We start from the raw sequence: 16580 nt of genomic DNA on the forward strand, positions 1-16580 counted from the left end.
GTTGTGCCGGTGAGAACCGGCACAACCACTCACGAGCTTTACGGCAGCCAGCGCTCCTCAGTCACGCTCAGGCTGCCTGTCGTCAACGCCGCCACCGCCGCCCGGTGCCCGTCAGCCGCCTTGAGGTCGGCGAGCCGGGTTCGCGCCGGGTCGAGTGCCTCGTCACCGGACGCGACCAGCTCGGCCGGGGCGTCATAGCGGGAGAACGTGATGCTCTGCAGCGGGATCTTCAGCCCCTTGCCGGTGGCCTTCATCACCGCTTCCTTACGCGTCCAGTAGATGAAGAAGGCTGCCGAACGCTCCTCGTCCGACAGGCCCGCGACGGCTTCCCGCTCGGCCGGGCTCAGCGCGTACTCCACGAGCGAGGCGTCCGCCTTGCGGCTGGCGGTTTCGACGTCAAGGCCTACCGGCACGCCGTCAGCGACCGCGAGACCGATCAGATTGCCCGAATGCGAGATCGACAGCACGAGGTCCGAACCCGGCACGCGCGGACGGCCGTGCGGTTTGCCGCAGTCGTCGCAGGTCGCGTCGAAGCGCACGGACTCCGCCGCACCCCCGAGCCGTTCCGCGGCGAGGGTCTTCGCGAGCACCCGGCCGGTCAGGAAGCGGCGCTGGTCGATTTCGAGCCGGTACGCGTCGTAGCGGCCGCGCTCCAACTCGTCCAGCAGCTTCAGGTAGCGGTCCTCCGCAGGCAGCGGTTCGGACCAGCGCACCACGATTTCGGTCACCGGCATACCCTCCCTCGTCCGCCTCCGATCTTGCCGGGGTGCGCAGCGGTTTGTCATGCCCCTATCTCCAAACGCGGCGAAGGCCCCCTCGGAGTCCGAGAGGGCCTTCGCGGCGTGGATGACGAGTGCTACTTCTTGTTGCGCATTGCGATGGGGACCCCGGCTAGGTCCTCCTCATTGCAAAGCAGCTTCACGTCGTAGTAGGGCGAACCCTGTCGCTCGTCGTAGTCTAGGTGGATCGCGAGGACGTCGAGCGGTTCTCCCAGCCACTCCTGCGCTTGGCGCAGCCATACTGCACAGCGCTCAAGCGCGCTGGGCAGGTCGTCGTCACGAAACTCGACTGGTCGATACGGCACGTCCTGGACCTGATCGCGCGGGTTTGAAGGCGCGGGCAGGCCAGGGGAGAGACCCGAGTCGTCCAGTTCGAGTTGGATCGTTTGCTCAGTCACCCTTCGAGCGTCCCCCACGTTCGCCGTCTGAGCAAGGCGTATGGCCCTAAAAGCCCTCTTGGACAGGCAAGTCCCACACCTGGGCGACCACTTCGAGGCATTGCCGGAGGTCGTGCGCACGCACCGCGACCGGATGTCCGAGGGCCCGCAATGCCAGCTCCGCGTAGTGCGTGGCCAGGTCTTCGAGCTTGAGCGGGCCCGTCGGGGAATACCACCTGGCCACGCCGCTGCACATTTCCAGCAATGCGAGCCGCGTCACGGCCGGTTGTGCGGTGTGGAACACGTTCGCCGCGGCGCCGTCCTCGATCGCCTTCGCCCAGAACTGCTCGTATTCGTCCCGCAGTGCGACGACCCGGGCACGCGCCGGAGCCGAAAGCGCGTCGACTTCGTTGTCCACCACCCGGGTTTCGCCCGGCTGGACGGCGTGCGCGAGGACGTGCAGCGCGACCAGCGTGCGCATCCGGACCACCGGATCGTCGCTGCCCGCGGTGGCCTTAGCCACCGCGTCGATCAGGCGGTGCAGCGAGGTCGTCATGATCTCGACAAGAAGATCTTCCTTGGTGCCCATGTAGTGGTAGAGCGTCGCCGAAGAAAGTTCGGCTTCCTGGGCCAGGTCCCGGATGCCTGTGCCGTGGAAACCCTTGGTGGCGAACAGTTTCACGGCTGCGGATCGGACGCGTTCGGCGCTGCTCATCGCCACTCCCCGGTGCTGCGGTCCCAGGAACCGGCGCGGAGGTCGGCGGCCTTCCGCAGTTCGCCCTTCGCGACGCGTTCGGACGGCGTGCGTGGCAGGTCGTCTGCGAAGGCCCAGAACCTCGGCACCTTGAAGTACGCCAGTTGCTGCGCGCAGAACTCCGCCAGCTCTTCGGGCGACGGCCGGTTCTCGCCGCACACGACGTACGCCTTCACTTCCTCGCCGCGCAGCTCGTCCGGAACCGCGAGCACGGCCGCGAGCTGCACTTTCGGATGTTGGAGCAGCGCGCGCTCCACCTCGTCGGCGGAGATGTTCTCGCCGCTGCGCCGGATCATGTCCTTGGTGCGGCCGAGGTAGTAGACCCGGCCTTCGTCGTCCATCCGGGCGAGGTCGCCGGTGTGGAACCAGCCGCCCGCGAAAGCGCGCGCGGTCGCTTCGGGGTCCTCGTGGTAGCCGTGCATCAGCCCGATGCCGCGGATCAGCAGTTCGCCGGTTTCGCCGCGAGGCAACGGGTTCCCGTCCTCTCCGGCGATCATCGCTTCGCGATCGCGGGTCGGCCGTCCGATGCAGCCGGTGCCCACCGCGGCGTCGTGATCGGACTCGGAAACCCGGATGTCCCCGCCGGTCTCGGTCATCCCGAACGCCTCGTACCACGGCACGCCCCAGCGTTCTTCCAGCTGAGCGTGCAGGTCCGGCGGGATCGCCGACGCGCTGATCGCGCGGACGCGGTGGTTCCGGTCGTCTGGATGCGGCGGCTGGCGCAGCAGCAGCGTCGGCATCAGGCCGAGGCAGTAGAACCAGGTGACCTCGTGCTCGCGGACCTTTGCCCAGAACGTGGACGGGTGGAAGCGGTCCAGCACGACGAGCGCAGCCCCGGCGGCCAGCGCGAGTGCGACGTTCCACTGTGGATCGATATAGTGGAACGGTTGCGCGGTAAGCAGAATATCGTCTTCGCTGACGGCGGGGAAGTCGCTGGCGAGTCCGATCGCGAGCGTGGTCCAGTATCGGTGCGGCAGCACGCAGCCCTTCGGCGCGCCGGTGGTGCCGGAGGTGTACTGGATGTTGACCGGCTGCTCGGCCACCACCGAGTCCGGTTCGCAGCGCGTTTCCGCCTTCAATGCGTCCGGCGTGAGGACGCGTTCCACAGTCGTTTCCGGCGCGATTTTCTCCAGCAGTTCCACGAACTCTTCGGCGGCTACCGCCAAGCGCGCGCCGGAGTGGCGCAGGACGTGCGCGCCGTCGAATTCACGGTAGTTGATGTTCACCGGAACCAGAACGGCGCCGAGTTTGGCGAGCGCGAGCCACAGGAGCGGGAATTCCGGGTCATTGCGAAGCATCACCGCGACCCGATCGCCTGCCTGAATGCCTTGGTCCTGGAGCGCTTTCGCGAGGCGTCCGCTGCGGTCGTCGACCTCGGCGAAGGTGAACCGGGCGCCGGTGCTGTCGAAGATCCACGCAGTGCGTTTCGGCCAGAGCTGCGCGGCGCGCGTGACCAGCGCGACCAGCGTGTCGACGTTCCGCAGCGGAGTCACGCCCGGCTCCGGAACGCTTCGGTCGACTCGCGGACGGCGGCCGAGTGCTCGGTGATCAGGGCGTGGGTGACCTCGAGTTCCAGCGCCGAATCGAAGGCGTGGTCGATCCCAGCGTCCAGCGCCCGCTTCGCCATCGCGGCGGCCTCCGGCGGGTGATGGGCGATCTTCTCGGCCCAGCCGAGCGCGAGCGGCATCAGCTCGTCCGCTGGTACGGCGGCGTTGACGAGGCCGAGGTCGTGCGCGCGACGGCCGTCGAACCGGTCGCCGAGCAGCAGCAGTTCCTTCGCCTTGACCGGCCCGACCAGCAGCGGGAGCAGCCTCGACGCGGCACCGGTGACGCTCAGCCCCAGCGACACCTCGGGGAACGCGAACACCGCGTCCTCGGCGGCCAGGATCAGGTCGCAGCCCAGCGCGAACTCCGCGCCCGCGCCGATCGCGTACCCGTGCACGGCGGCGATCACCGGCTGACGCAGCGCACGCAGCCGGCGCGTGACGTCCTGGAGCCGCTCCAGCCTCGCCCGGGAGTCACCCTCGGGGGTGGGCTCCTTCAGGTCGTGCCCGGCGCAGAAGGCGCGGCCGTTGCCGGAGAGCAGGACGACGCGGGCTTCGCTGTGCGCGACCTCCTCCAGCGCGGTGAGGAAGTCGTCCACCAGCACGGGCGCGACGGCGTTGAGCCGCTCGGGCCGGTTCAGCCGGATCTGCGCGATGCCGCCCTCGACGGCCAGGTCAACGGTGCTCATGGAGGGGAGCCTAGACGTTCGATCGATCGATCGATAGTGTCGGAGGCATGCAGGTTGACGCGGTGTACGAGAACGCCAGGCTGGTCACCGGCGACACCGCGCTGGCGGTGCTGCACGGCCGGATCGCGGTACTGGGCGACGACGCGCGCGAACTGTCCGCCCGCCGCCGGGTGGACCTCGGCGGGGGTTTCGTCGCGCCCGGGTTCCACGACGCGCACAACCACATGGCCTGGTTCGGCATGGGCCTGGACGACGTGCCGCTCAGCGACTGCCGCAGCGTCGACGAGGTCTACGACGCGGTGGCGCGGCGCGCGGCCGGGCTGCCCGCCGGGAGCTGGGTCGTCGGCAGCGGCTACGACCAGAACAAACTCGCCGGCGGCGAGCACCCCGACCGGCATGGTCTCGACCGCGCAGCCCCCGGCATGCTCGTGCGGCTCAAGCACACGTCCGGCCACATGACGCTGGTCAACACCGCGGTGCTGGACCGGCTGGACCTCGCGAACGTCCCTGTCGGCGGCGACGTAGTCCAGTCCGCCGACGGCTCGCCGACCGGTTTGCTGCGCGAGCAGGCACAGTTGCTGTTGCGCCCGCTGACCTACCCGACGCCGCTCGAATCGGTGGTCCGAGGCCTCGACCGGGCGAGCCGGCAGTACCTGTCCGAGGGCATCACGAGCGTCCAGGAAGCCGGAATCGGCGGCGGCCTGGTCGGCGAGACACCGGCGGAGCTGGCCGCGTACCAGCTCGCGCGCGAACGCGGCGTCCTGCGAGTCCGCAGCACGGTCATGGTCGCCGCGAGCGTCCTGCACGACCTGCCCGACGGTGCCGGCTTCGGCCTGGACCTAGGCCTGCGCACCGGCCTCGGCGACGAGTGGCTGCGGATCGGGCCCATGAAACTCTTCGCAGACGGCTCGCTGGTCGGCCGCACCTGCGCGATGCACGAACCGTTCGATGGCGAACCGGACAACCGCGGCTACTTCCAGGTACCCGAGGACGAACTGGCGCGCACCATCCGCCAAGCCCACGACGCCGGCTGGCAGATCGCGACCCACGCCATCGGCGACCGAGCCATCACGGTCGTCCTGGACGCCTACGAAGCCGCCCTAGCCGCCAACCCGCGCGCCGATCACCGCCACCGCATCGAACACTGCGCCGTACTCCCGCCGACGGAGTTGACCCGTCTGGCCGCACTGGGTCTGATCGCGTCCCCGCAAGGCCGGTTCGTGAACGAACTGGGCGACGGCATGCGCGCGGCCCTCGGCGAAGCGCGGGTGCCGTGGTGCTACCGCCTCCGCAGCGTCCTCGATGCCGGATGCGTCCTGCCCGCCAGCTCAGACCGCCCCGTCGTCGACGGTGCCCCGCTGCTGGGCCTCGCCGACATGGTCCACCGCCGGACGTCCACCGGCGAACCGTTCGCGGCAGAGGAAGCGCTGACCCCGGCGGAGGCCCTGCGCGCCTACACGTACGGCTCGGCCTACGCGACCTTCGCGGAGAGCTACCTCGGCACCCTGGAGCCAGGCAAGCTCGCGGACTTCGTGGTGCTGTCCGCGGACCCACTGTCCACTGTGGAGGACGTTCGTGTGCTCGGCACCGCGGTGGGTGGAGAGCTCCTCTACGAGGCCGCGTGATGAGGACGTCGGTGTTGCGGTCGGCGGGTGGGCTGGTTCGCCCGCTGGACGGCTTGCGCGTTCGCCCGCTGGTCGGCTCGGCGCACGCTCCGTGTGCGAGAACCGCCGGTCGGCTTGCGCGCTCGGCGCACGCTCCGCGTGCGAGAACCGCTGGTCGGCTTGCGCGCTCGGCACCGCCGGTCGGCTTGCGCGCTCGGCGCACGTTCCGTGTGCGAGAATCGCTGGTCGGCTTGCGCGCTCGGCGCACGCTCCGCGTGCGAGAATCGCTGGTCGGCTTGCGCGCTCGGCGCACGCTCCGCGTGCGAGAACCGCTGGGCGGCTTGGTCGTGGGCTCTTCGCCGCTCGCAGGTTGGTGCGTGTGTTCGCCAGCATCCGTCAGCTTGCCCGCGCACTCCCCACCGCTCGGCGATCGGTTTGTGCGTCCGCCGCCGCTCGCCGGTGGCGTGCATGCTCGCCACCGCTCGACAGCTCCCCGGCCTGCTCATCCGCCTATTCACTTGTCGATTCACCGATCAACCGTCACCAACTCCTTCCGTCTCGTACCGCTTCACACCGGCTCCGCCGCGCCGGATTCCCATTGCCCTGCTCTGATACCTGCACCGTAGCCGCCACCACCGACAAAAAAGGGGTGCCTGATGCCCGTTCGCGAAGCCGTCTTCGAGGATGTCGAGGAGATCTGCGGCCTCATCGAGGAACACGCGGTCTACGAGGACAAGCACGACCTCAAACTCGACCGCGCCGAGATGAGCAGCCACCTGTTCGGTCCGGAACCGAAGGCGTGGGTGCTGATGTGCACGCCGCCGGGACGTCCGGACGTCGTTGCCGGGTTCGCCTTCTGCAGCTGGAATTTCTCCACGTGGGAAGGTCGTCCCGGCATCTGGCTCGACGATCTGTTCATCCGTCCGGAGCACCGCAGGCACGGGCTGGGCAGGGAACTGCTCGACGCGCTCCGGGCCCGCACGACAGGGCGCGTCGAGTGGGACATGCAGGCTGGCAACGCCAAGGCGGAGGCGTTCTACGCGCAACTCGGCGCGGAGCCGGTCCCGGGCTGGATCCGCTACCGCTGGCGGCCGTGACCGGACGGCCGGGTCGGTCTTGGGCCAGGGCGGCACGCGACGGGCTGACCGGAGGGACACGCGACGGGCAGCTGCGAGGAGCCGCGCGATCGCGACGGCCGCGTAAGTCATGGCCGGGTACCGGCGGCTGCGCAACGCTCCGGCTGACCGGACGGCCGGGTCGGTCTTGGGCCAGGGCGGCACACGACCGGCTGACCGGAGGGACACGCGACGGGCAGCTGCGAAGAGCCGCGCGATTGCGACGGCGGGGACAGGCGACATCGGTCATGCCGCGGCCGCGCAACGCTCTCACTGACCGGACAGCTGCGAAGACTCAGCAGCAGCATCCGGACAACAACGCCGGACCTCGCGGACCGCCGAACAGCCCCACCGGCCGGTGCTCCGCGACAAGACCATCCCGGCCCGCCGCCAGCGTCCCTGACCGGGCGACCCCGGCAGGCTGGGCCCCGTATCGTATGCGGCATGGAAGATGGTTCCGTCCGGAGGTCGTCGTCGGTCGAGGACTACGTGCGGGTGATCTACGGGCTGGTCGAACGGGGCGAGGCGGTCACCAACGCGTCGCTGGCCGGGCGGCTTGAGGTGAGTCCGTCGTCGGCGTCGGGGATGGTCACGAAGCTTTCGCAGCTCGGTCTGGTCGCGCACGTGCCCTACCGCGGCATCGAGCTGACGTCGGAGGGGCGGCAGCTCGCGCGGTCGGTGCTGCGCAGGCACCGGCTGATCGAGACGTACCTGGTCTCCGAACTCGGCTACACCTGGGACGAGGTCCATGCCGAGGCCGACGCGCTGGAGCACGCCGTCTCCGATCGGCTTGTCGACCGGATCGCGGCCAAGCTCGGCAATCCGGTGCGCGATCCGCACGGCGACCCGATCCCGGCTCCGGACGGCAGCGTCGAGGAGCTTCCGATGCGCATCCTGGACGACCTGCCGCCCGGTGCGGTCGGCGAGATCGTCCGCGTGTGGGACACCGATCCGGACCTGCTGCGCTACCTCACCGAGCACGCGATCGGGCTCGGCGAGCGCATCGAGGTCGTCGAGCGGCAGCCGTTCGGCGGGCCGATGGTGGTGAAGGTCGGCCAGCCGCCGGACGCTGCCACGCACGCCATCGGCAAGGAGATCGCGCAGGCGTTGTCGGTCACCCTGCGCTGAGGGCTCACGAGGGGCTGCGCTGAGGAGCGTACGCGCGAGTGTCGCCGCTGGGCGGATGTGCGTGTCCGCCCGGCCGCCGACGATGGTCGGCATGACCACTACCAAGCCGTTCCGCTTCGGCATCGTCGCCGGGTACGCCCCGGATCTGGAGTCCTGGACCGCGCAGGCCCGCCGGATCGAGGAGCTGGGTCTCGACACGATGTTCGCGACCGACCCGGTCGGCGGGCTCGACCCGTTGACGCTCGTTCCGGCCGCCGCCGCGGTCACGAGCAAGCTCACCGTCGGCACCTTCGTGCTGGCCGATCCGTTCCGTGCGGCCCGGAACCTCGCGTGGCAGGCCGATTCACTGCATCAGGCGACTGGCGGCCGTTTCCTGCTGGGGCTGGGCGTCGGCCATCCCGGAGCGGGCAAGCACGCCGCGACGCTGGGCCGCGATTTTCCTTCGCCGGGGGAGCGCGTCGCCCGGTTGGCGGACACCATCGAGGTGCTTTCGCAGCGCCCCGAGCGGCCCCGGCTATTGCTCGCGGGTTCCGGGCCCAAAATGCTCGCGCTCGCCGCGCGCACCGCCGACGTCGTGACGTTTTCCTGGGGGCCGCGCACGACCGAGGAACAGGCTGACTCCATTGTGGACACTTTTCGCTCGTTCGCGGGAAGCCGGGACGTCGAATTGGCGGTGAACCTCACCGCGATCGGGGACAGGCCTTCTCCGCAGCTGGCCCGCTACATCGGGGTTGACGTGCCACAACTGGTCGAGGAGAAAGCTGTCACGGTGGTGCCGGAAAACCCTGACGCCGCTGGGGAAATGCTTCTCCGCTGGCGGGAGCGGTGGGGGATTTCCTGTGTCACGGTCAATTCCGGCTACGTCGAACCGTTCGCCGCGATTGCCCGCGCACTCTCCGCACAAGGGTGAAAGCCCTTCCGATCATGCGTTGTCCGGCCTACGCTCCGAGGTTTCCCAGCGACGTGGTTCGGAGCGTGTGCGATGACCGGTCAGCGAACACCGACGATCGACCGGGGGAGTACCGCGGGACGGGATCTCGGGCAATTGCTCGAAACCGGCCCGTTCGCCGAAGCGCTGCGCGCGGCCATCCGGGCCCGCGGGCTCGGCCTTGAACGCATCAGATATCGGCTGCGGGTAAGGGGAACCACGGTCAGTCTCGCGACCTTGAGCCATTGGCAATCCGGCCGCTGCCGCCCGGAACGCCCGGAATCCTTGCGGGCACTGCGAAATCTTGAGCAGATCCTCGGCGTCCCGGACGGGTCGCTGCGCAGGCTGCTCGGCCCGCCGCGTCCGCGGGGCCAGTTCCATCAGCCGGGCCAGCCGCTCTCCTGAGCGCGCCCGGCCGCGGCGGACGGCGAAGCGCGCAGGCGTATCCCGACGCTTGCGCACCGTCGTCCGCCGCGTTCGCCCAGGCACGCGCGCCGGACCGCAGCTATCGGCCGGTGAACCTGCGCATCGAGCGAGACCCGCGCGTGGAGAAACCCCCGTGTGGTGTTCGGTGTGTGAGATGCCTCCCAATGCCACATTGGGGGCACGCAAGCCCGGGTGAGCTGAAGCCAGTGGCCCGCAAGGCGGCTTCTACGATCGGACCCATGCGTGCGGTCGTGATCGAAGAGTTCGGCGTGCTTCCCGAAGTGCGGGAAGTACCGGATCCGGCGACCCCCGACGGCGGGGTCGTCATCGCGGTCGAAGCGACCGGCGTGTGCCGCAGTGATTGGCATACCTGGCAGGGGCACGACGAGGCGGTCCGGCTGCCGCACGTGGCCGGGCACGAGCTCGCGGGGCGGATCGTCGAGGTCGGCGCGGGCGTCGTGGGCTGGACGAAGGGTGACCGGGTCACCGTCCCGTTCGTGTGTGCGTGCGGCGTCTGTGCCCAGTGTGCCAAGGGCGACCAGCAGATCTGCGACGACGAGTTCCAGCCTGGCGCGACTCACTGGGGTTCGTTCGCCGAGAAGGTCGCCATCGAGCACGCGCAGACGAACCTGGTCGCGTTGCCGGACTCGATGTCGTCGGCGGAAGCTGCTGCGCTCGGTTGCCGCTTCGGGACGGCTTTTCGCGCAGTGTTGCGCCAGGGCGGCGTACGCGCGGGGCAGTGGGTGTCTGTGTACGGCTGTGGCGGCGTAGGCATCTCCGCGGTCCTCCTAGCGACTGCTGCCGGTGCGAAGGTGGTTGCGGTTGACGTCTCGCCGCAGGCGCGCGCCGCGGCCGAGCGGTCTGGCGCAGTGTTGAGCGTCGACGCCAGTGCGTTTGACGGGCCCGAAGAGTTGGCCGCGTACGTTCGTGAGCGCACTGACGGCGGTACGCACGTGTCGCTGGACTGCCTCGGCTCCCCGGCCACCTGTGCGGCTTCGGTGGGCAGCTTGCGCAAGCGCGGCCGGCACGTGCAGGCTGGATTGATGCCGCCCAGTCAGGGAGTGCCGCCGATTCCGATGCATCGCGTGGTCGGCGGCGAGCTGGAAATCGTCGGGATCCATGGCCTGCAGGCATATGAGTACCCCGAACTGCTCGGCGTGGTCGAGCGGTCCGGCATCGATCTGGCCGGGTTGATCGGCACACGGATCGGGCTGGACGGGGTGCCAGCGGCGCTCGCTGCGATGAGTGATCCGGTGCCTGCCCGGGCCGGGGTAACTGTCGTCGAGTTCGGGTGACGAGTGGTGACCGGCAAACACCCTGGGTGGCGAGTCCGAGTTGTAGCTGGCCAAGACCTGGCGGGACCCGCGGCGGTGTGGAATTCTCCGAAGCTTGGCGGCAAGTGGCGAGGGGAACCCGCCGCAGGAGCGCCCGTCCGGGTGACTCCTGCGGCCACCGGCCGCGAGGCGGCGTGATGGAGCTGCTGCCTCGTCCGCGCCGGGAAATCGCCCCGGGCGCGGTGCACGTCCCGGATTGGCTCACCGGTCAAGAACAACGCGACCTCGTCACGGCCTGTCGTGGCTGGCGCGGCTACCGGGCGACCCGGCTGCCGGGCGGCGGAGTGATGTCGGTGCGCACGGTCTGTTTGGGCTGGCAGTGGCGGCCGTACCGCTACGACCGGCTACGCGAGGACGGTTCGCCGGTGGAGCCGTTCCCGGACTGGCTGGCCGACCTCGGCCGCCGCGCGCTCGCCGACGCCTACGACCGGCCAGCTGAGGACTATCAGCCCGACGTGGCGCTCGTGAACTACTACGACGCCACCGCGAAAATGGGCATGCACCAGGACAAAGACGAGCACTCGACGGAGCCGGTGGTCTCGCTGAGCCTCGGCGACACCTGCGTGTTCCGCTTCGGCAACACCGAGCATCGCAACCGGCCCTACACCGACGTCGAGCTGCGCTCGGGCGACCTGTTCGTGTTCGGCGGCCCGGCGCGGCTGGCGTTTCACGGGGTGCCGAAAACCCTGCCGGGCACGGCGGATCCGGATCTTGGCCTGACCGGGCGGCTCAACCTGACGGTGCGGGTGTCGGGGAGGTGAACCGGACCCGTTGCCCGGGCCGGAGCTGGGCGGCGAGATCCAGGTCGTCCTCGTCCACGACAGCGGCGACGGGATAGCCGCCGGTCACCGGATGGTCCGCCAAGAACAGGATCGGCACTCCGGAAGGCGGTACCTGGAGCGCGCCCGGCACAGCGGCTTCCGGGGCCAGTTCGCCGACGCGGGCGCGGGTCAGCGCGGGGCCGTCAAGGCGGACGCCGACGCGGTCGAGGTCGTGGGTCACGGCGTAGGTGCCAGCGAGCAAAGTGGACAGTGCGGACGGAGTGAACCAGTCCAGCCGCGGCCCGGGCTCCAGGCGCAGCACGGGTTCTTCCGCAAGCCGGCGCAGCGGGGCGAGATCGACCCAAGGGTTGCTCTGTACCACCGAACCGATCGGCAGCGACATTCCCGCGGCGAGGACGGGCGGGCCGAGTTTGCCCAGGGTGTCGGTGGCTCGCGCGCCGAGCACCGGCGGTACGTCCAGGCCGCCGCGTACCGCGAGGTAGCTGCGCAGACCGAGCGACGCGACGCCGAGTTCGAGTTCGTCTCCAGGGCGCAGGATGATCGGCGCACCGACGGCGGCGGCCCGTCCGCCAGCGCGGATCGGCAGCTGGGCGCCGGTCACCGCGACGACGGTGTGCTCCGAAACCCGCAGCCGCAGGCCGCCGAGGGTGACCTCCAGCGCCGCGTGCGTTTCCGGATTGCCGACGAGCCGGTTCGCCAGCTTCAGCGAACCCCGGTCGGCCGCGCCGGACCGGCCGACGCCGACTGCCGCGTACCCGGGCCGTCCGAGGTCTTGCACGGTCGCGAACGGGCCGGGCGCGAGGATCTCGATCTTCCCGGTCACCGAATCGCCTCGAACCGCACTCGGGTGCCCGGGACCAGCAGGTTCGGCTGCTCGCGGCCGACATCCCACACCTCGGCGTCGCTGTGGCCCAGCAGGTTCCAGCCGCCGGGCGACGGATGCGGGTAGACCGCGCTGTACTCGCCGGCGATCGCGACCGCGCCCGCGGGCACGCGCGTGCGCGGCGTGCTGCGGCGCGGCAGGTGCAACGCCGGGTCAAGGCCGGTCAGGTAGGCGAAACCAGGCGCGAAACCGCAGAACGCCGCGACGTAGGTGGCTGCCGAATGCCGTTGCACGATCTCGGAAACCGACAGTCCGGCAGCCTCGGCGACGTCCGTCAGGTCAGCGCCGTCATAGCGCACCGGCAGGGTGACGGTGTCCGCTGAGCGCTCGGAGACATCCACTGTGGACAGTGAAGCAAGCGAACGAGCTAGCGTGGCCGAATCGGTGCGGGCCCGATCGAACCGGACCAGCAGGGTGCGTGCGGCGGGCACGAGTTCGACGACGCCTTCGGGCTGGGCGGCTTCGCAGGCCGCCTGGAACCCGAGTACGTCGTCGACCTCCACCAGCAACGCGGAACGGCCGTAGCGCAACACCGCGCTCATCTGGCTCACACGAACGACCTCAGCACCACGCCGGATTCGGCGAGCAGCTCGCGAATCCGCCGGGCCAGCTCGACCGCGCCGGGCGTATCTCCGTGCACGCACAGGGAATCCGCCCGCAGCGTGAGCTTGCCGCCGTCAGCGTCGACGACCTCGCCGGTGGTCGCCATGGTGAGCGCTCGCGCGGCGACTTCGTCCGCGTCGTGCAGCACCGCACCCGGAAGCTTGCGCGACACCAAGCGTCCTTCAGGCGTGTACGCGCGGTCGGCGAACGCTTCTGCGTACGCAGGCACGCCCGCCGCTTGAGCCGCGCGCAGCATTTCGGAGTCTGGAGGACACAGCAATGCCAGATCGGTGTGGTAACGCCGTACGCCTTCGACAAGCGCAGCTGCCTGCTCCGGATCGACAGCTGCGGTGTTGTACAGCGCGCCGTGCGCCTTCACGTAACGCACGCAGCTGTGCGCCGCGCGCGCGAAGGCGTCGAGAGCGCCGATTTGGTACAGCACTTCGTCTGCGAGGTCTTCCGGCGCGATGTCGAGCGCGCGACGGCCGAAGCCGGCCAGGTCGCGGTAGCCGACGTGCGCGCCGATGGTGACGCCGCGTTCGGCCGCGCGTTCGCACACGCGGCGCATCACGTTCGCGTCGCCCGCGTGAAAGCCGCACGCCACGTTCGCGCTGGTCACGATGTCGAGCATGGCTTCGTCGTCGCCCATGGTCCAGGCACCGAAGCCTTCGCCGAGGTCGCTGTTGAGGTCCATGTCATCCCACCTGGTAATCGCGATCGGATTGGTCGGTCAAGAACATGTATCCGGGGGCGTGCGTGACGGCGAACGGCGGACGCGACGCGATCAGCGCCGCCTGCGGGGTGACGCCGCAGGCCCAGAACACCGGCACGTCACCGGGTTCGGCGTCGACCGGATCGCCGAAATCCGGCCGGGCGAGGTCGGCGATGCCCAGTTCGGCCGGGTCTCCGACGTGCACCGGAGCGCCGTGCACCGCGGGCATCGCGGCGGTGATGCCTACCGCGTCCTCGACCAGGGTTTCCGGGATTTGCCGCATCGACACCACCATCGGGCCGCTCAGCCGGCCAGCCGGTTCGCACTGCCGGTTCGTCACGTACATCGAGACGTTGCGGCCCTGTTCCCCGTGCCGCAGCGGGATGCCCGCGGCGCGCAGCAACGTCTCGAAACTGAAGCTGCAGCCGATGGAGAACGCGACCATGTCACTGCGCCACACCCCGGTGGCGTCGGTGATTTCGCGGGTCAGGGCACCGTTGTGCCAGACGCGGTAGCGCGGCAGATCGGTGCGCAGATCCGCGCCGGGAGCGAGCCGCGTGGTCGGATCGCCGGGTTCGCTGACGTCGAGCACCGGGCACGGCCGCGGGTTGCGGGAGCAGAACTCGCGGACGTCGCCGGCCCAGTCCGCGGGGACGGCGATCAGGTTCGTCTGGGCGTAGCCAGCGGACCAGCCGGTGGTCGGGCGTTCGGTGCCGGCCCGGAAGAGCGCGCGGGCCTCGGCCGGAGTGAGCGTCGAAGGATCGTAAGAAGTGGTCATAACTCCACCAGTTCCTTGCCTCGCGTCTCCGGCAGGCCGAGCAGCGCCACCGCGGCGATCGCGTAGCCGACCGCGCCGAGCACGATCGCGCCGCCCGCGCCGAGAAAGCCCACCACGGCGGGGAAAGCGGCACCGACCGCGCGGCCGAAGTTGTAGGTGAAGCCCTGTCCGGTGGCGCGCAGCTCGGTCGGGTACAGCTCGGCGAGGTACGCTCCGAAGCCGCTGAAGATCGCCGAAGTCGAGAAGCCGAGCGGGAAACTGATCAGCAGCATCAGGCCGTTCGCGCCGTAGGGCAGCTGCACGAACAGCACGATCAGCAGTGCGGAAACGACGGAGAACAGCAGGAACGTCTTCTTCCGGCCGAGCAGGTCGGTGAGATAGCCGCCGCAGACGTAACCGATGAACGCGCCCGGGATCAGCAGCGCGAAGTAGCCGCCGGTGTTGACCACGGACAGGCCGCGGCTGCTCTGCAGGTACTTCGGCATCCAGGTGAACAGCGTGTAGTAACCGCCCTGGACGCCGGTGGCGAGGAGTGCGGCGAACACGGTGGTACGCAGGAGCTTCGGCCGGAAAATCCCGGCGAGTGAGCCTTTGACCTTCGCGGACACCCGTCGCGCGGCCGCCTCCGGCGCGTCCTCGACACTGCGCCGCACCCACAGCACGAGCAGCGCCGGAATCACCCCGACCCAGAACAGCACGCGCCAGGCGATGTCCTGGTCGAGCACGCTGAACAACACCGTGTAGACGATCACCAGCAGGCCCCAGCCGACCGCCCACGCGCTCTGCACGAACGCCACCGTGCGGCCGCGGTACTTGGCCGAGCAGTACTCGGCGACCAGCGCGGCGCCCACCGCCCACTCGCCGCCGAAGCCGAGCCCCTGCAGGCCGCGGAAGATCAGCAGCGTCTCGAAGTTGGGCGCGAATCCGCAGAGCGCCGTGAAGATCGTGTACATCGCGATGGTCAGCTGCAGCGTGCGGACGCGGCCGATGCGGTCGGCGAGCACGCCGGCTCCGACGCCGCCGATCGCGGACACGACCAGCGTGACGGTGCTGAGCAGGCCCGCTTCGCCGGACGTGATGCCGAAGTAGGCGGTGATCGCGGCCAGGCCGAAGGGAAGGGTCTGGTAGTCGAACGAATCGAGGCCGTAGCCGCCGAACGCGCCGAGGAAGGCGCGGCGGCCCTTGTGGCCGAGCGAGCGATACCAGCCGAACGGGCGGGCCGCGTTCGCGGTGCCGTCGGCGACGTTGACGTTCATGGGGCACCTCACAAGGGGGACGAACTCATGGTGGCACGAGTCACATGGCCGCTACCGTACGGATCGTTCAACAATTCCACAAGTCTCTCATTTTATTGTTCATCGTCCGCTGGCTACGCTGGGCGACGTGGTCACCGACGGAGAGCCGATGGGCCTGGAAGCGGATCGCGGCCTGCTCGGCCGGACGAGCACGGCGGAACGAGTCGCGGGCGTGCTGCGCACGCGCGTTTCAGAGGGGTACTTCCTGCCCGGGGTACGGCTTTCGGAGCAGGACATCGGCAGCGCGCTCGGGGTCTCGCGCAACACGCTCCGTGAAGCTTTCCGGCTGCTGACTCACGAACGGCTGTTGGTGCACGAGCTGAACCGTGGCGTGTTCGTGCGGGTGCCGAGCGTCGAAGACGTGCGCGACATCTACCGCGTCCGCAAGATCATCGAATGCGCGGCGGTCCGCGACGTGACCGAGAAGCCGGCCGCGTACGAGAAGATCGCCAGCACGGTCTCGGACGGCGATCGTGCGGCGAAGCAGGCGCAGTGGCAGGACCTGGGCACCGCGAACATCCGTTTCCACGCGGAACTGGCGGCGCTCACTGGCAGCGAGCGCATCGTCGAGTTGATGCAGGCGCTCGCCGCGGAGCTGCGGCTGGTGTTCCACGTGATGGCCGACCCGCGCCGTTTCCATGAGCGGTATCTGCCGCGGAACCACGAAATCCTGGACGTGCTCGCGACCGGCGACGGGATCCGTACGGCGGAGATGCTCGCCATCTACCTCGACGACGCCGAAGCACAGCTGGTCGAGGCCTACGCGGAGTTGTCCGGGCTGGCCGAGACCCGCTGAGCGGTTCAGTCGAAACCGGCCGGTTTGTCCGGGAAGGCAGCGAGAATGGCCGT

General features: G+C 69.7%; 18 protein-coding genes. 8 read left to right on the forward strand and 10 right to left on the reverse strand.

Annotated elements, in window-relative coordinates; translation table 11 throughout:
* Positions 1-38: 38 nt before the first annotated feature.
* The 5 genes from BM362_RS29805 to BM362_RS29825 all read right to left on the reverse strand — a co-directional run bounded on the left by BM362_RS29805 (position 39) and on the right by BM362_RS29825 (position 4143).
* On the reverse strand, positions 39-728 hold the full coding sequence (locus tag BM362_RS29805) for a 4'-phosphopantetheinyl transferase family protein (protein WP_067576486.1): 690 nt from the start codon (positions 726-728) through the stop codon (positions 39-41).
* Positions 729-856: 128 nt separating this feature from the next.
* On the reverse strand, positions 857-1177 hold the full coding sequence (locus BM362_RS29810; protein ID WP_067575281.1) for a hypothetical protein: 321 nt from the start codon (positions 1175-1177) through the stop codon (positions 857-859).
* A 46-nt stretch (positions 1178-1223) separates the two neighbouring features.
* A complete protein-coding gene (locus BM362_RS29815) occupies positions 1224-1871 on the reverse strand; it encodes a TetR/AcrR family transcriptional regulator (RefSeq protein ID WP_093575375.1) in 648 nt (215 codons plus the stop codon).
* A complete protein-coding gene (locus BM362_RS29820; RefSeq protein WP_093575376.1) occupies positions 1868-3403 on the reverse strand; it encodes an ATP-dependent acyl-CoA ligase in 1536 nt (511 codons plus the stop codon). Before BM362_RS29820 ends, BM362_RS29815 begins: the two co-directional genes overlap by 4 nt.
* Positions 3400-4143 (reverse strand): enoyl-CoA hydratase/isomerase family protein, encoded by a 744-nt coding sequence (locus BM362_RS29825; protein WP_067575287.1) that lies wholly within the window; start codon positions 4141-4143, stop codon positions 3400-3402. Before BM362_RS29825 ends, BM362_RS29820 begins: the two co-directional genes overlap by 4 nt.
* A 47-nt stretch (positions 4144-4190) precedes the next feature.
* On the opposite strand from BM362_RS29825, the gene BM362_RS29830 reads away from it, so the two are divergent.
* The 7 genes from BM362_RS29830 to BM362_RS29860 all read left to right on the forward strand — a co-directional run bounded on the left by BM362_RS29830 (position 4191) and on the right by BM362_RS29860 (position 11439).
* Positions 4191-5768, forward strand: coding sequence for an amidohydrolase (locus tag BM362_RS29830; RefSeq protein WP_093575377.1), 1578 nt, complete (start codon positions 4191-4193; stop codon positions 5766-5768).
* A gap of 635 nt (positions 5769-6403) precedes the next feature.
* The gene (locus BM362_RS29835) at positions 6404-6844 is read left to right on the forward strand and encodes a GNAT family N-acetyltransferase (protein WP_067575291.1); all 441 of its coding nucleotides are present in this window, start codon (positions 6404-6406) and stop codon (positions 6842-6844) included.
* Between the two features lie 462 nt (positions 6845-7306).
* Positions 7307-7990, forward strand: a complete 684-nt coding sequence (locus BM362_RS29840; RefSeq protein WP_067575293.1) for a metal-dependent transcriptional regulator — start codon at positions 7307-7309, stop codon at positions 7988-7990.
* Between the two features lie 91 nt (positions 7991-8081).
* Positions 8082-8900: an LLM class flavin-dependent oxidoreductase gene (locus tag BM362_RS29845; RefSeq protein WP_167545485.1), complete on the forward strand. Its 819-nt coding sequence runs from the start codon at positions 8082-8084 to the stop codon at positions 8898-8900.
* 72 nt (positions 8901-8972) lie between these two features.
* The gene (locus tag BM362_RS29850; RefSeq protein ID WP_067575295.1) at positions 8973-9323 is read left to right on the forward strand and encodes a hypothetical protein; all 351 of its coding nucleotides are present in this window, start codon (positions 8973-8975) and stop codon (positions 9321-9323) included.
* 260 nt (positions 9324-9583) lie between these two features.
* The gene (locus BM362_RS29855; protein WP_093575379.1) at positions 9584-10639 is read left to right on the forward strand and encodes a zinc-dependent alcohol dehydrogenase family protein; all 1056 of its coding nucleotides are present in this window, start codon (positions 9584-9586) and stop codon (positions 10637-10639) included.
* Between the two features lie 176 nt (positions 10640-10815).
* Positions 10816-11439, forward strand: coding sequence for an alpha-ketoglutarate-dependent dioxygenase AlkB family protein (locus tag BM362_RS29860; RefSeq protein ID WP_202507375.1), 624 nt, complete (start codon positions 10816-10818; stop codon positions 11437-11439).
* Here the strand turns inward: BM362_RS29860 and BM362_RS29865 are convergent.
* From BM362_RS29865 to BM362_RS29885, 5 genes are read right to left on the reverse strand one after another with little or no spacing between them, the layout of a single operon-like run.
* The gene (locus BM362_RS29865) at positions 11408-12283 is read right to left on the reverse strand and encodes a 5-oxoprolinase subunit C family protein (RefSeq protein WP_093575380.1); all 876 of its coding nucleotides are present in this window, start codon (positions 12281-12283) and stop codon (positions 11408-11410) included. The two genes, BM362_RS29860 and BM362_RS29865, sit on opposite strands and share 32 nt — an antisense overlap.
* Positions 12280-12885 carry a 5-oxoprolinase subunit B family protein gene (locus tag BM362_RS29870; protein ID WP_067576488.1) on the reverse strand — a complete coding sequence of 202 codons (606 nt, stop codon included), beginning with the start codon at positions 12883-12885 and terminating at the stop codon, positions 12280-12282. Before BM362_RS29870 ends, BM362_RS29865 begins: the two co-directional genes overlap by 4 nt.
* A 5-nt stretch (positions 12886-12890) precedes the next feature.
* On the reverse strand, positions 12891-13640 hold the full coding sequence (locus tag BM362_RS29875; RefSeq protein WP_067575303.1) for a LamB/YcsF family protein: 750 nt from the start codon (positions 13638-13640) through the stop codon (positions 12891-12893).
* A gap of 1 nt (position 13641) precedes the next feature.
* On the reverse strand, positions 13642-14436 hold the full coding sequence (locus BM362_RS29880) for a putative hydro-lyase (RefSeq protein WP_093575381.1): 795 nt from the start codon (positions 14434-14436) through the stop codon (positions 13642-13644).
* Complete coding sequence (locus BM362_RS29885; protein WP_093575382.1) at positions 14433-15692, reverse strand: MFS transporter; 1260 nt, start codon at positions 15690-15692, stop codon at positions 14433-14435. Before BM362_RS29885 ends, BM362_RS29880 begins: the two co-directional genes overlap by 4 nt.
* Before the next feature lie 148 nt (positions 15693-15840).
* Between BM362_RS29885 and BM362_RS29890 the strand changes: the two genes are divergently transcribed.
* Positions 15841-16527, forward strand: coding sequence for a GntR family transcriptional regulator (locus tag BM362_RS29890; RefSeq protein WP_067575309.1), 687 nt, complete (start codon positions 15841-15843; stop codon positions 16525-16527).
* The last annotated feature ends 53 nt before the right edge of the window (positions 16528-16580 follow it).

The organism is Amycolatopsis rubida (assembly GCF_900115345.1).
GTDB classification, from domain to species: Bacteria; Actinomycetota; Actinomycetes; order Mycobacteriales; family Pseudonocardiaceae; genus Amycolatopsis; species Amycolatopsis rubida.

Excerpts from the sequence above, each read along its gene's own strand:
- BM362_RS29870 (WP_067576488.1), bottom strand. The coding sequence starts at position 12,885 with ATGAGCGCGGTGTTGCGCTACGGCCGTTCCGCGTTGCTGGTGGAGGTC.
- BM362_RS29860 (WP_202507375.1), top strand. The coding sequence starts at position 10,816 with ATGGAGCTGCTGCCTCGTCCGCGCCGGGAAATCGCCCCGGGCGCGGTG.
- BM362_RS29850 (WP_067575295.1), top strand. The coding sequence starts at position 8,973 with ATGACCGGTCAGCGAACACCGACGATCGACCGGGGGAGTACCGCGGGA.
- BM362_RS29815 (WP_093575375.1), bottom strand. The coding sequence starts at position 1,871 with ATGAGCAGCGCCGAACGCGTCCGATCCGCAGCCGTGAAACTGTTCGCC.
- BM362_RS29880 (WP_093575381.1), bottom strand. The coding sequence starts at position 14,436 with ATGACCACTTCTTACGATCCTTCGACGCTCACTCCGGCCGAGGCCCGC.
- BM362_RS29890 (WP_067575309.1), top strand. The coding sequence starts at position 15,841 with ATGGGCCTGGAAGCGGATCGCGGCCTGCTCGGCCGGACGAGCACGGCG.
- BM362_RS29825 (WP_067575287.1), bottom strand. The coding sequence starts at position 4,143 with ATGAGCACCGTTGACCTGGCCGTCGAGGGCGGCATCGCGCAGATCCGG.
- BM362_RS29885 (WP_093575382.1), bottom strand. The coding sequence starts at position 15,692 with ATGAACGTCAACGTCGCCGACGGCACCGCGAACGCGGCCCGCCCGTTC.
- BM362_RS29835 (WP_067575291.1), top strand. The coding sequence starts at position 6,404 with ATGCCCGTTCGCGAAGCCGTCTTCGAGGATGTCGAGGAGATCTGCGGC.
- BM362_RS29845 (WP_167545485.1), top strand. The coding sequence starts at position 8,082 with ATGACCACTACCAAGCCGTTCCGCTTCGGCATCGTCGCCGGGTACGCC.
- BM362_RS29840 (WP_067575293.1), top strand. The coding sequence starts at position 7,307 with ATGGAAGATGGTTCCGTCCGGAGGTCGTCGTCGGTCGAGGACTACGTG.
- BM362_RS29830 (WP_093575377.1), top strand. The coding sequence starts at position 4,191 with ATGCAGGTTGACGCGGTGTACGAGAACGCCAGGCTGGTCACCGGCGAC.
- BM362_RS29875 (WP_067575303.1), bottom strand. The coding sequence starts at position 13,640 with ATGGACCTCAACAGCGACCTCGGCGAAGGCTTCGGTGCCTGGACCATG.
- BM362_RS29855 (WP_093575379.1), top strand. The coding sequence starts at position 9,584 with ATGCGTGCGGTCGTGATCGAAGAGTTCGGCGTGCTTCCCGAAGTGCGG.